Annotated in this window: 14 protein-coding genes and 4 tRNA genes; 8 read left to right on the forward strand and 10 right to left on the reverse strand. The window is 33.6% G+C overall.

Going from position 1 to position 13,668, the window contains the following annotated elements:
* The first annotated feature begins 31 nt into the window (after positions 1 to 31).
* A complete protein-coding gene (locus LKE46_RS00875; protein WP_291717552.1) occupies positions 32 to 982 on the forward strand; it encodes a helix-turn-helix transcriptional regulator in 951 nt (316 codons plus the stop codon).
* Positions 983 to 1,140: 158 nt separating this feature from the next.
* Here LKE46_RS00875 and LKE46_RS00880 read toward each other — a convergent pair.
* The 7 genes from LKE46_RS00880 to LKE46_RS00910 all read right to left on the reverse strand — a co-directional run bounded on the left by LKE46_RS00880 (position 1,141) and on the right by LKE46_RS00910 (position 3,583).
* A tRNA-Cys gene (locus LKE46_RS00880) sits at positions 1,141 to 1,214 on the reverse strand.
* Positions 1,215 to 1,223: 9 nt separating this feature from the next.
* Positions 1,224 to 1,298, reverse strand: a tRNA-Gly gene (locus LKE46_RS00885).
* 17 nt (positions 1,299 to 1,315) lie between these two features.
* Positions 1,316 to 1,391 (reverse strand) — tRNA-Phe (locus LKE46_RS00890).
* A 93-nt stretch (positions 1,392 to 1,484) separates the two neighbouring features.
* Positions 1,485 to 1,560: transfer RNA gene (locus LKE46_RS00895), tRNA-Val, on the reverse strand.
* Positions 1,561 to 1,660: 100 nt separating this feature from the next.
* Complete coding sequence (gene hslO / locus LKE46_RS00900; protein ID WP_291717553.1) at positions 1,661 to 2,548, reverse strand: Hsp33 family molecular chaperone HslO; 888 nt, start codon at positions 2,546 to 2,548, stop codon at positions 1,661 to 1,663.
* Positions 2,538 to 3,293, reverse strand: coding sequence for a class I SAM-dependent DNA methyltransferase (locus LKE46_RS00905; protein WP_291725496.1), 756 nt, complete (start codon positions 3,291 to 3,293; stop codon positions 2,538 to 2,540). Before LKE46_RS00905 ends, hslO begins: the two co-directional genes overlap by 11 nt.
* 23 nt (positions 3,294 to 3,316) lie before the next feature.
* On the reverse strand, positions 3,317 to 3,583 hold the full coding sequence (locus LKE46_RS00910; protein WP_291717554.1) for a small, acid-soluble spore protein, alpha/beta type: 267 nt from the start codon (positions 3,581 to 3,583) through the stop codon (positions 3,317 to 3,319).
* Positions 3,584 to 3,904: 321 nt separating this feature from the next.
* On the opposite strand from LKE46_RS00910, the gene LKE46_RS00915 reads away from it, so the two are divergent.
* Genes LKE46_RS00915 through dapB form a run of 3 tightly spaced genes read left to right on the forward strand, consistent with a single transcriptional unit; the run spans position 3,905 to position 6,614 of the window.
* Positions 3,905 to 4,897 carry an aspartate-semialdehyde dehydrogenase gene (locus LKE46_RS00915; protein ID WP_291717555.1) on the forward strand — a complete coding sequence of 331 codons (993 nt, stop codon included), beginning with the start codon at positions 3,905 to 3,907 and terminating at the stop codon, positions 4,895 to 4,897.
* Positions 4,898 to 4,942: 45 nt separating this feature from the next.
* On the forward strand, positions 4,943 to 5,824 hold the full coding sequence (dapA, locus tag LKE46_RS00920; RefSeq protein ID WP_291717556.1) for a 4-hydroxy-tetrahydrodipicolinate synthase: 882 nt from the start codon (positions 4,943 to 4,945) through the stop codon (positions 5,822 to 5,824).
* 34 nt (positions 5,825 to 5,858) lie between these two features.
* The gene (dapB, locus tag LKE46_RS00925; RefSeq protein WP_291717557.1) at positions 5,859 to 6,614 is read left to right on the forward strand and encodes a 4-hydroxy-tetrahydrodipicolinate reductase; all 756 of its coding nucleotides are present in this window, start codon (positions 5,859 to 5,861) and stop codon (positions 6,612 to 6,614) included.
* Positions 6,615 to 6,657: 43 nt separating this feature from the next.
* Here the strand turns inward: dapB and LKE46_RS00930 are convergent, their stop codons facing one another.
* Entirely contained in the window at positions 6,658 to 7,800 is a 1,143-nt protein-coding gene (locus tag LKE46_RS00930; RefSeq protein WP_291717558.1) for a pyridoxal phosphate-dependent aminotransferase, read from the reverse strand.
* Between the two features lie 29 nt (positions 7,801 to 7,829).
* Entirely contained in the window at positions 7,830 to 8,099 is a 270-nt protein-coding gene (locus LKE46_RS00935) for a TIGR03905 family TSCPD domain-containing protein (protein ID WP_291717559.1), read from the reverse strand.
* A 149-nt stretch (positions 8,100 to 8,248) separates the two neighbouring features.
* Here LKE46_RS00935 and LKE46_RS00940 point away from each other — a divergent pair, with 149 nt between their 5' ends.
* A complete protein-coding gene (locus LKE46_RS00940; RefSeq protein WP_291717560.1) occupies positions 8,249 to 9,136 on the forward strand; it encodes a YncE family protein in 888 nt (295 codons plus the stop codon).
* Between the two features lie 5 nt (positions 9,137 to 9,141).
* Here the strand turns inward: LKE46_RS00940 and LKE46_RS00945 are convergent, their stop codons facing one another.
* On the reverse strand, positions 9,142 to 9,669 hold the full coding sequence (locus LKE46_RS00945) for a DUF4364 family protein (RefSeq protein WP_291717561.1): 528 nt from the start codon (positions 9,667 to 9,669) through the stop codon (positions 9,142 to 9,144).
* 221 nt (positions 9,670 to 9,890) lie between these two features.
* Here LKE46_RS00945 and pdaB point away from each other — a divergent pair, with 221 nt between their 5' ends.
* From pdaB to LKE46_RS00960, 3 genes are all read left to right on the forward strand, one after another.
* Positions 9,891 to 10,616, forward strand: coding sequence for a polysaccharide deacetylase family sporulation protein PdaB (gene pdaB, locus LKE46_RS00950; RefSeq protein ID WP_434735204.1), 726 nt, complete (start codon positions 9,891 to 9,893; stop codon positions 10,614 to 10,616).
* A gap of 110 nt (positions 10,617 to 10,726) precedes the next feature.
* Complete coding sequence (locus LKE46_RS00955; RefSeq protein WP_291717563.1) at positions 10,727 to 11,452, forward strand: single-stranded DNA-binding protein; 726 nt, start codon at positions 10,727 to 10,729, stop codon at positions 11,450 to 11,452.
* Between the two features lie 116 nt (positions 11,453 to 11,568).
* Positions 11,569 to 13,575: a helix-turn-helix domain-containing protein gene (locus LKE46_RS00960; protein ID WP_291717564.1), complete on the forward strand. Its 2,007-nt coding sequence runs from the start codon at positions 11,569 to 11,571 to the stop codon at positions 13,573 to 13,575.
* Positions 13,576 to 13,668 lie beyond the last annotated feature (93 nt).

Consider the following 13,668-nt stretch of genomic DNA (forward strand, 5'->3'; position numbering starts at 1 on the left):
AATAAAAATAATTTACAGAAAGGAATTTAATATGTATATAGATACAGCTCTCACTCCCCAGGAAGTAGCTGATATACTGAAAATTTCCAAAAGTACGGTATATGAATTAATAAAGCGAAAAGAAATAAATTCCTATAGAGTGGGCAAAAAAGTACGTGTGGATTTGAAAGATGTTGAGGCATATAAGAATAAAACTAAAAATACCGTCACTGATGCAGCAGTACCTGAACCTGTATCATATAATACGGAACCTCGAAATAAGGTGCCTTTTGAAAAGTATAGTTTTGTTATATGTGGGCAGGACCCTATTTTGGACATACTTTGCAGATATCTGTCCTGTTATAAAGATGGAATACGTGTACTGAGATCCTATGAAGGAAGCTATAATGGGATATATGCACTTTATTGTGATAAAGTACAGGTAGCAACAGCCCATATGTGGGATGAGAGGACAGGAGAATATAATGTGCCCTATATAGAAAAAATGCTTCCTGGTACTCCTGCAATAGTAATAAGACTTGCTGCAAGAATGGAAGGATTTTATGTAGCCACGGGTAATCCAAAAAATATAAAAGATTGGGAAGATCTTAAAAGATCAGACATTACATTGGTAAATAGGGAAAAGGGAAGTGGAACAAGAATACTTCTTGATGAGCATCTTCGCAGTATGGGAATCGATGGAAGCAAAATAGAGGGCTATTATAGAGAATGTGTTTCACATCTTGCGGTAGCAAGTGTAGTTGCCAGAGGTGGTGCGGATTTTGGAATTGGAAATGAAAAAGCATGTTCTCAGGTTAAAGGCATAGAGTTTATACCGATACAAGAAGAAAAATATGATATGATCGTGAAAAAAAGGGATTTAAATAAACCATCCATCAAAGCCATCATGAACATATTGGAATCTGAGCAATTTCAAATGGAAATCATGGGTATAGGCGGATATGATATTAGCGAGATGGGAAAAATTATAGCCGAAACATAATTAAAATAAAAGGGAATTAAGTATATATTTGTGTAAAAGTCAAATCTATGCTCATTCCCACCGTGATTAGACCATATTATCCAGTTTCATGTAAACGTATAAAAATATAATTATCTAAAATAATATCCCTTAAAACTTAACAGCTTTAAGGGATTCTTTGGAGGCGCCATCCAGATTTGAACTGGAGATAAAGGTTTTGCAGACCTCTGCCTTACCACTTGGCTATAGCGCCATATTGAATTGGAGCGGAAGACGAGATTCGAACTCGCGACGTTCACCTTGGCAAGGTGACGCTCTACCACTGAGCCACTCCCGCATATTAAACTACAACAATGGTGGCCAGACCAGGAATCGAACCAGGGACACGAGGATTTTCAGTCCTCTGCTCTACCGACTGAGCTATCTGGCCAACTTGACTTGACGACTCAGAAGGGACTACGATCCTCAACTTTCAGCGTGACAGGTTGATACACTCCAACTAACTGAGCCACCGAACACAACCTGGTGGGCACAACAGGGCTCGAACCTGTGACCCTCTGCTTGTAAGGCAGATGCTCTCCCAGCTGAGCTATGCGCCCTGATATATCACGCACTATGCCGTCGCAACAATTAATATTATATATGCTGGATTTTATATTGTCAATACTTTATTTTTAAACTTTATCGTAATTTCTATAATTATCTATTAGTTGCAGATTTTAATATTTGGCCAATTTGTTCATGAGTAAATTTATAACTTTTGTTGCAGAAGTTACAGTTAAGTTCTTCTGTTTTACCGTCATCGTATATTTCTTTAAGATCCTTGGCCCCTATGCTTATTAGAGCTCTTTCGACCTTTTCCCTGGAGCAGTTGCATTTGTACACTGGATGGATTTCGTCAAGAATTTTTAAATCAGCTCCTTTAAAAATAGTTTTTACAATACCACCGGCATCCATACCGCTTACGATCATATCGGTTACAGAGGATATGTTTTTTATTCTGTCCATTACAAAATTTACTGTATTTTCTTCACAATCCGGCATCATCTGTATTATAAAGCCCCCGGCAGCTTTTATAGTCAGATCCCTGTCTACAAGCACACCGACTGCCACAGCTGAGGGAGTTTGTTCGGATACAGTGAAATAATAGGCGAGATCATCACCGATTTCTCCTGTAACTATGGGAACCTGACCTACATAAGGTTCTTTTAATCCCATATCCTTTATTACGACAAGATTTCCATTTGTACCTATTGCACCGCCTACATCCAATTTATCCTTGTTGTTAGGGGGCAGTTCTACTTGAGGATTTCCCATATAACCTTTAACACTTCCATCAGGATATGCCACTACAATTACGCCCCTGGCAGCTCCACCCCCGGATATTTTAATAGTCAGACTATCATTTTCTGATTTCAGCATGGTTCCCATGAGACTGCCGGCCGTAAGCATTCTTCCAAGAGCTGCAGCTGCCGTAGCAGAACATTTGTGTATTTTGACAGCTTCATTTACCAGCTGTGTAGTTGTAGTTGAAATTATTCTTACATTATTATCTAGAGCCATAGCTCGTACTATGTTATCGTCCATTATTATCTCCTTTGCGTATTACGTAAACTATTCTTTCTGAATTTTTTTGTACAAGTTCATCTGTATAATTATTGAGCTTTTGTAATATTTCAAATCCACATTTTGAAAGTAGGTTTTCTATATAATCACATTGATATGCTCTTTCTCTGTGGTGCTCATCAAATCTTCTGTATAATCTGCCTTCCCTGACAAAAAACGTAAGGTACATATCAACAACTTCATTTTCTAAATTATTATCCCATATATAGGTCAATTTCTCATCATCATAGTCGTATAAATTATTTCCAAGTATTTGGGTAAGTTTGTAATAGGAATTTATATCAAATACCAAAATACCATCTGTTTTCAAATGATTGAAAACCGCCATAAAATATTTTGTGAGATCGTCTTTGTTGAGTATGTAATTTGTTGAGTCCAGACAGCAGGTTATCAGATCAAATTCCATATTTAAATTGAGTTCAATCATGTTCTGACATATTAAATGTACTTTTAAGTTCCTGGCTCTAAACTTTGCTTCTGCTTCTGCAAGCATGTCGCTTGAAAAATCAACACACCAGATATCATGGAAAGATGGAGCGATTTTTTCTGTCAGGTTTCCTGTACCACATCCAATATCCAGATAATTTATTCTATCTATATTATATTTCTCACAGATTCCCAGAATTTTAGTACCCCATATATAGTAGTCTACATCTGTATTTATTAAATAATCATATATATATGCCAAATTGCTGTAACAGTCCATCTTTGTATCTTTCATAACATACTTCAATCCTTCTGCCTTTTTTGGTTTTCAATTATTATTTTATTTTTAGGTATATTGAGTTCTTTCTTGCGTTTGGCCATTATGCCGCCGATCCTTCCAGTTTCTTCTGCAGTAAGTCCACTCCATCCATAGCTGCTGACTTTTTCTCCAAGCCCAAGTTCCTCTGCTATTTCATATTTGAGTTTTTCCCTTAATTTTTCAGCATCTGTAAGTTCCTTGTTTGCCCTGAGTTTTGCCTTTATTATTTTTTTTAAAGGTGTTTTTGACATATACGACCCTCCCCGCTTCTATATAAATTATTTTTTCCTGAAAAGCGAGATTTATACTTATATTGATTATTTTAAGGGTTAACTTTTTACTGCAATCTGTTATAATTATACAAAGAATATAAATGTATGAATTATATAACTTTAATATATTTTATCACAGTGGATCAAAAATATAAAATCTTTATGTTATTTACTATTTTGCAAGTTTGGGTGTAAAATATTTAGTATATTCATATATAATGCTATTGAACAACATCTATATTTAAAATATAATATTATAAATGATTATGGTTATGCAAACTATACAAGGAGTGATTAATAATGAAGTCCAATGTTGCAGTTGTAGGCTGTACAGGAATGGTAGGAAGAACTTTTATCAAAGTATTGGAGGAAAGGAATTTTCCAATAGAAAATTTATATTTATATGCTTCGTCCAGATCGGAAGGTAAAGTAATTAAATTTAAGGACAAGAATTTTACCGTAGAAGAATTAAAAGAGGATAATATAAAGAATAAAAAAATAGATATTGCATTGTTTTCAGCAGGGGCATCGGTAAGTAAGGAATATGCCCCTATATTTGCACGTTATGGAGCTACTGTAGTTGACAACAGCAGCTGCTGGAGAATGGACAAGGATATTCCACTAGTTGTACCGGAGGTAAACCCCGAGGATATAAAATGGAACAAGGGAATAATTGCAAATCCAAATTGCTCGACTATACAAGCCATGCTTCCACTTAAAGCGTTGTACGACAAATATGGTATAAAGAGAATAATATATTCAACATATCAGGCAGTATCGGGTGCAGGACTGGGAGGATACAATGACCTGCTCAATGGATACAAAAATGAACCTCCGAAGAAATTCCCATACCCCATAGCAGGAAATATACTTCCACATATAGACGTATTTTTGGACAACGGATATACGAAAGAGGAAGAAAAGATGATAAATGAAACCAGGAAAATCCTCCATGATGATAACTTGAAAATAACTGCTACAACTGCACGAGTGCCAGTATTTTACGGCCACAGTGAAAGTATAAATGTAGAATTGAAAAGTCAGTTTGAAGTGGATGATATATTTGAGTTGTTCAGAAATATAGAGGGACTGATTTTAAAAGACGATGTTAAAAATCTTGTCTATCCAATGCCTATAGATGCAGAAGGCCATGATGAAGTATTTGTTGGAAGGATAAGAAGGGATTTCAGTATAGAAAATGGCTTGAATATATGGGTTGTAGCAGATAATATAAGAAAAGGTGCTGCTTCAAATGCAGTGGAGATAGCTGAATGCATCATAAATGGGAAGTAATAATATACTAGAATATATAATATGAATTTAGAATGGAGTGTTTTTATGAGTTTATTTAAGGGTTCAGGAGTTGCTATTGTTACACCGTTTAAGAATAACTCTGTAGATTATGAAAAGCTGGAAGAACTTATTGAATGGCATATAAAATCTGGTACAAAGGCTATAATTGTATGTGGTACTTCCGGTGAGTCATCTACCATGACGGTAAAAGAAGACCAGGACACAATAAAGTTTACTATAGACAAGGTAAACAAGAGAATACCTGTAATAGCAGGTACGGGAAGTAATTGTACGGCAGATGCCGTATATATGAGCCAGTGGGCTGAAAGTGTAGGAGCTGACGGACTGCTTGTAATTACTCCATATTACAATAAAACTACACAGAAGGGGCTTATAGAGCATTTCAAGGCGGTAAATGACAGTGTAAAAACTCCTATAATACTTTACAATGTTCCCAGCAGGACGGGATTGAATATACTTCCCAAAACACTGCAGAAACTGTGTGAATTTGAAAATATAGCTGCAATAAAGGAAGCAAGCGGTGATATATCCCAAATTGCATATATGAAGGCATTGTGTAGGGACAAGATAGATATATATTCGGGAAATGATGACCAGACAATTCCAATACTGTCTTTAGGCGGTATAGGGGTAATATCTGTACTGGCAAATATAGTTCCTTCCGATATGGAAAAAATGTGTGAACTATTTTTTAATGGTGATTTGGAAGGTGCACTTAAAATACAGCTGGACATGTATCCTCTTATAAAAGCCATGTTTATAGAGACAAACCCAATTCCTATAAAAACTGCCCTGAATCTTGTAGGGAAAGATGTAGGCCACTTAAGGCTTCCTCTCTGCAATATGACGGATGAAAATCTTGAAATATTGAAACGTGAACTGAAGAATTACAAGCTTCTAAAGTAAATTAGTAACTACTAATTATGTGAGGTGTATTTGAATGGTTAAGATAATGTTAAATGGATGCAGCGGTAAAATGGGAATAGTAGTATCGAAATTGGCAGACAGTGTTGAAAATGTATCCATTGCTGCAGGTGTAGACAAAAATTCCAGCAAAGAAAATTATCCTGTTTTCCAAAGTATAAACGACTGCAATATTTCTGCAGATGTAATTCTGGATTTTTCGAGACCGGATTCTCTGGATTCACTTATTGAATATGGAAAAAACAATAATATTGGCCTTGTACTGTGTACTACCGGATATACTGATGAGCAGATAAAAAAAATTGAAGAGGCATCACAAATAATACCTGTATTCAAGTCTGCAAATATGTCAATAGGAATAAATGTTATAAACAATGTGCTCAGGAATATAAGTTCGCTGTTATATAAAAACTTTGATATAGAAATAATTGAGGCCCATCATAACCAGAAAGTGGATTCACCAAGCGGGACTGCACTTTTACTTGCAGATAGCATAAAGAAATCCATTGATGAAAATATTGAATTTGTAAATGGACGACAGGGTATTAAAAAAAGAGTGCACAATGAAATAGGAATTCATTCAGTAAGGGGAGGCGATATAGTAGGGGAGCACGAGATCATTTTTGCAGGCAAGGGAGAGACCGTAGAGATAAAACATACTGCAATTTCAAGAGATGTATTTGCAGTGGGTGCATTGAAGGCTTGTGAGTTTATGTACAAGAGAAAAGCAGGCATGTATTCAATGGACGATATTATTTCAATCAACAAATAGAATGAAGGGGGATTTTCAGTTGAAAATCCTCATTATGTTTTATTCATTCCAGCCATTTTTCCAATCTGTCTGCTGCCAGTTTGAGTTTATCCATGGAGGATGCATAGGATATCCTTATATAACCTTCCCCACCAGGTCCAAAGGCAGATCCAGGTACAATTGCCACTTTGGCTTCCCGCAATAGCCTTTCACAAAAGTCCTCACTGCTCATACCGAAATTTTTAATAGAGGGAAACATATAGAAGGCTCCCATTGGAAGCTTTACATCAAAGCTCATTTCTCTTAATCTGGTGTACAGATAGTCTCTTCTTTTTATAAATTCACTTTTCATGTTTTCCACATCCTTCATGCAGTTCCTGAGTCCGTAGACTGCTCCCCATTGTACAATAGATGGTGCACAGGACACATTGTATTGATGGACCTTCATTATTGCATTCATGAATTTATCCACGGCGCATATATATCCAAGTCTTAGTCCTGTCATGGAAAACATCTTTGAAAATCCTCCTACAAGCATGATCTTGTCTTTTATATCATTGAATTGGGCTATAGAGTAATAATTTTGATAAAAAGAAAGTGATGCATACATTTCATCGCTTACAACAAAAATATTATGTTCCTTGATGATTTTATGTAATCTCGTATTGTCATTTTCGGACAAAACTGCACCAGTCGGATTGCATGGATAGGATATGACAAGTATCTTGGGTATCTCCGATTCAAGTATATTTTCCAGATTGTCGAAGTCAATGGAGAAATCATCTTTCAATTTATAATGTATAACCTCTCCGCCTATTATTTTCACACAGCTTTCATAGGCAGGATAAGCAGGTGTGGGTACCAGAACCCTGTCTCCTGTATTTATAAGTGCTGTGAATACATCCATGAGTCCTTCGCTTCCACCTATGGTAAGACAGATCTCATCACTTTCATAGTTTATGTTTAAAGATTGCAAGTAAAAGGATATTTCCCTTCTAAGCTCTATTATACCGGAATTAGACGTATAACCGGTTTTATTGTTGCCTATGGCAGCTATAATAGCTGATTTTATTCCAGAAGGAACATTGAAATCAGGCTGTCCAAGAGTAAGAGATACTGCATCCGGATATTTTTCAACCTTGTTATAGAATTTCCTTATACCAGATATTTCAACTTTTTGAACATTTTTAGATATTAAACTATTCAAGATATACCTCCATTATAAATAGTATCCAGTTATCTACCTATTTTGGATACTTCTTTTTTAAATACAAGACTGTCTATAGCTCTGGCAAACTGATCAGGACAGGAGGTACTTTTTCCATTACAGGAAATGCCCTTCAGCTTTTTTACCGCATCTTCCACATTCATTCCTTCGAGAAGTTTTGAAATTCCTTGGAGGTTGCCGTTACATCCCCCTACAAAACTTACATTGGTAATTTTATTGTCAACTACATCAAAGTTTATCTGTTTTGAACAGACGCCTGTTGGCTTATAACTATACATATTATTATCACCACATTTCACATTTTATTGATTTACAGGTCTATTATATATAATATTAAATAATTGCACAACTACAGGCAAAATAATTTTACTGTAATTATTACACTTTTTAAGGGAACTTCATATTATATTTGTAGGGGGTGATGATATTGAATCATATTTATATATGCAGTACTTCCTCTGACTTTATATCCAGGGTTAGTTTAAATGACTTTAAAGTTGAAAATAAAATCCATCTCAAATCAAATGATTTAAACAATAGAGTAGGTCCCCATGGCATATGCATCAAGGATGATAAAATTATAACAGCCAATAATTATAACAATAGTATATCAATAATAGATCTAAAAAATAATGTCCAGGAAGAAAGTTATTATATAGGTTCCCATTGCAATGATATAGTAACTTTAGGGAAAAAGGCATATATAATATGCGGTGATTCAAATAGTCTTGTAGTTTTTGATCTTGCTATAAAGAAGATTATTGAGCAGATACCCTGCGGGAATCTCCCCCACAGCATATGTCTGAATGTCAACAAAAAGTTGCTTCTAGTATCCAATATGGAAAATGATACGATAACGCTTATAGATTGTATGGATAGAAACAACATTAAAAATATAAAAGTTGGTTCCTACCCTACAAAAGCCATATTTACAATAGATGGTGAACATATAATAGTGTGTGAAAGTAATTTGGGGTCTGAATTCAGAGGCAGTATATCAGTATTGTCACTCAGAAACTACAAAATTATAAACAGAATAGTAGTTGGAAATTCACCGTTGGATATATATTGCAGCAGCAGGTATTGTTTTATATCAAATTTTGGCGATGGAACGGTTAGTGTAGTAGATATAAACAACTACAAAGAAGAAAAAAGAATTATAGTAGGTGGAATGCCGGCAGGATTATTAAAATATAATGACAATTTGTATATTGGGGACAATTACAACAACCTTTTGATAAAACTGGATATTAAAGACAACAGCAGACAATTCATACCTATAGGAGCAGAGCCTACAGGTATGGTATTGAATTGACTTTTTTATTTTTCAAGGAGAAGCTGAATAATTCTATAGTATAGGTCAGAATAATTGCTTTTCCACTTGTGACATAATTTATCTGCTTCTTTACTTGAATTTACGCATAATTTTATATTCATAAGAACAGTTCCATCTTTAACTGCACTTAGATCCACCATGAAATTGTTCTTGTTTTCCACGACATAATCGGCGCTTACTGAAATATTTTTTTTTATATTTTCAATATGTTTTTCCAGATATTCATTTATTGTCTGTATTTTGTCCGCTGAAATCATATTTTCAAATAGATCCAATACTTTTATACCTTTTTTGGTGATTTCCATTTTGTGGTCAGTATCTGGATCCACATATTCTATAAATTTTGAAGTCAGGAGTTCTCCTATATACTGCTGCAGTACAAAATAATTTATAAGATTGTTTTCAAGTATAATCTGTGTAATCTTGTTGTTGGATACAGGAATACTTATTTTTTTGAATATATATAGTAAAAGAAGTTTATTTTCTGCTAATTCTAGAGTATTTTCAGACATTAACATCCACCTCATTGAATTAAAATATTATAATGATCTCTTAAATAATTATAACATAAAACATATGAAAATAAATAAAATGGAAATTTCATTTATACCGGACTGACTGCTCTATAATTTTTTATTTAGTGTAATATTTGCTGAATTGAAATACTATATAAAACTATAGAAACAATTTGGGAGGTATATATGTGAAATCAAGAACATTGATAAAATTGTCCATGACCTTTATGTGTATATTCATAGGCACACTGTTTTTCATCATTACAAATTATAGGTATACTGGAGCTTTTACAACTGCAGACAGGGAATTGCCCATATACCACGTGAATACAGATGAAAAAAAAATAGCCCTGACCTTTGATGTAAGTCTTGGAAATGAAGAACATACCGGGGAAATATTAAATATACTTGATAAATATAAAATAAAGGCTACTTTTTTTATAGTAGGAGACTGGGCTGACAAATATCCTGATATATTGAAAGAAACTTCGGAAAAAGGTCATGAAATAGGCAATCATTCAAACAGGCATCCCGACATGACCATGCTGTCAGAGGACAAAATTCTGGAGGATATAAACATAAATGAAGCTAAAATAAGGAGGATAACGGGGAAAGGTACAAAACTTTTTAGATGCCCTTCAGGTTCCTATAATAATTCTGTAATAAATACAGTTAAAAATGCAGGATATTACTGCATACAGTGGGATGCTGACAGTACTGACTGGATGGAAAAAGGTGCAGATGCGGAATACAGGCGTATAATTAAAAACACAAAACCAGGTTCAATACTATTGTTTCACAATAGTGCCAGATATACTCCTGAGAATTTACCGAAAATAATAGAAAAACTTCAAAGTGATGGTTATAAATTTGTTACAGTGGGAAGCTTGATCTATAAGAGCAATTACAGTATAGATAATCATGGCAACCAAATTGCACAATAACCGTGTATTAAATAATTACAATTTATACTTATTTTAGTATATTTTATATTTAAAATGAATAATTATATGTAGATAAACTAATTTGAAAACCAATGGAAAGAGGGGTTTAGATGGAGAATCTTATGTTAAACAACAAGATTTATCTAGAGGGGGAAGTGATCTCTGAACTTAATTTTAGTCATGAAATGTACGGTGAAGGCTTTTATACTTTTTATATTAAAGTTCCCAGGCTGAGTGATACGAACGATGTATTATTTATAACAATTTCAGAAAGGTTAATAAATGATATAGACGTTAAAATAGGAACAAATATAACAGTTGAGGGACAATTGAGATCATATAATAAATTTGTAGATGGAGCAAACAGACTTATTTTAACTGTATTTGCAAGAAATATAGGCGTATGTACGGAAAAGAGTAAAAATCCAAACCAGATTTTTCTTGACGGATTCATATGCAAGGAACCGGTTTATAGAACAACTCCATTTGGTAGGGAGATTTCAGATATGCTACTTGCAGTAAATAGAGCCTATAATAAATCAGACTACATACCAACTATAGCATGGGGAAGAAATTCCAGGTTTTGCAAAACCTTAAAAGTTGGTGACAATATAAGAGTATGGGGAAGACTCCAGAGTAGAGAATATCAGAAAAAGATATCTGAAACTGAAACTGTAAAAAAGGTTGCTTATGAAGTCTCCATATCAAAGATGGAGAAGATAAACAAATCAACAGAGGACAATAATGACATAGATGAGATTGATGAAGAAGAAATTAATGTTGACAATATAGATAAGAGCAAGGACAGCAATTTGAAAAATAAACGGATTTCATAATTTATTATACATTAGGATCTTGAGGGCCTTTATGGGCCCTTCTTCTATAGGTTGGAATAAGTTGAAACAATCAATTATAATAGTTATATATGAGTTAAACAGAAGGAGATAAATCAATGAGAAGAAAATACATAAATTATCCCCCGGATATTCCTGTCTCAATAACGTTGGCTGATATAACAAACTATCCTATACACTGGCATGATTCCATAGAGATACTTTATGTACTGGAAGGTAATCTTACCATTACAATAGAAGCTGACAAATATGAGCTTATAGAAAATGACATAGAAATAGTAAATATAGATGAAGCTCATTCAATTATAGGTAATAGTTCTGAAAATAGAGTTTTAATATTTCATATGGATCCCATGTTTTTTAAGAAATATTACAGAGATATAAAAAATATGTTCTTTTTTACAAATACCACGGATGACATGGCTCAAGCAAATGATACATATAATAATTTAAGAATATTCCTGGCAAGGATAACCTGTGAGGCAGCTCAAAAGCAGAAGGGTTATGATGAAGAGATAAAGTCTATTCTTATAGATTTTCTTTATTATCTTATAAATAATTTTCACTATTTAATATATGAAAATGAAGAACTCAAGGGGAATGAAGAAAAACTGGAAAGATATCATAGAATTTCAAAATACATTTTTAACAACTATAACGACAACATAACCCTTCAGGATATAGCAAGACGGGAATTTTTGAGCACGGATTATTTATCACATGGAATAAAGGACGTTACAGGCTACAGCTTTACTGATCTTTTAAATTCAAACAGAGTTGAAGAGGCCCTGAAACTTCTCTTGGATACAGATAAACCAATATCCGAAATTTCAGAGGAAGTTGGCTTCTCACATGTCAGATATTTTAACAAACATTTCAAGCGTAGTTATAAGTATACTCCATTTCAATACAGGAAAAAATTTAAAATAGATGATGAGAAATTTGAAATGGAAAAAGTTGTAGAGTATCATGAGTTAAGCGAATGCATTTCATGGATAACTTATTATTTGAAGGATTATGATAGGTTCAACTATAAAGAGAATATAACTGAAATAAATATAAATATGAAACAGAATCTAGGGGATTTTACTAAAAGCTTTAAAAATATATTGAACATTGGAGATGCTTTTGATGTACTGCTTGAGGATAATAAAAAAATACTTGAAACTTTTCAGGAGGAGATTGGGTTCAAATATGGAAGGGTGTTAAATGTATTCAGTACAGACATGTGCGTATTTCCAAACTCAAGATTCTATAACTGGAACAGAAGCAGGGATGTATTCGAATTTTTAAATACTATTGATCTTATTCCACTTATAGTACTGGATAGCACGGGATTTTCAGCATCGGAATTTTTATTTGCAATTAAATCTTTTCTGAATTATTTTTCTGAATTGGATAGTTTGGATTTGAGTTCATTCAGGTTTCAATTCAGTTCGAAAATGGGTGACCATTTAAAAGATGAGATAATTGAGAATGCAATGGCTGAGTATAGTTTGCAGACAGAGTCTGATTTATTTTTTTATGAGGAGAAGCTGGATTATATATATGATACAGGCTATATGATACCTTATATTATAGATAGTTGTGCAAATAAAAGCTGCTCTCCAGGTTTTTTGAGGGCATTTGATGTAATCGACAGACAGGTTGATTTGACAAATGAGGTTTTTTTTGGATATCCTGGGCTCATAAATGATAAGGGAATAAAAAAACCTTCCTATTATGCTTATTATTTAATGAACAAGCTTGGAAATATTCTGGTTTCTACAGGTGAAGGATATATTGCCACCAAGTCGGAAAGTGATTATCAGATTTTAATTTACAACTATGATAATATGCACAATTTTTCAATAAATATAGTAAATATACCTTTTCCAATAAGAACTACCATGTACAAAATAAGTGAGGGCTGCGGATCTTCGTATAATTACTGGATTGACATGGGAAGACCCAAAAGACTGAATAAGGAAGAAAATCAGATTCTTCACAAAGCTGCTTTCCCGAATATACAATTTAAAAATTTTAGAAAAAGTACCATATATAATATACAGACTGTTCTAAAAGGACACGGTGCTGTACTTATATTGATAAAAGAAGCTTATTAAGCTATTTTCATATTGTACTTGTTTGTTAAATAAAGCAATATTGTACATTTTTATCAGCATTTAAGTGAATGTAAATTTTACTCAATAAATATT

This window comes from Clostridium sp. (assembly GCF_022482905.1).
GTDB lineage: Bacteria > Bacillota > Clostridia > Clostridiales > Clostridiaceae > Clostridium_B.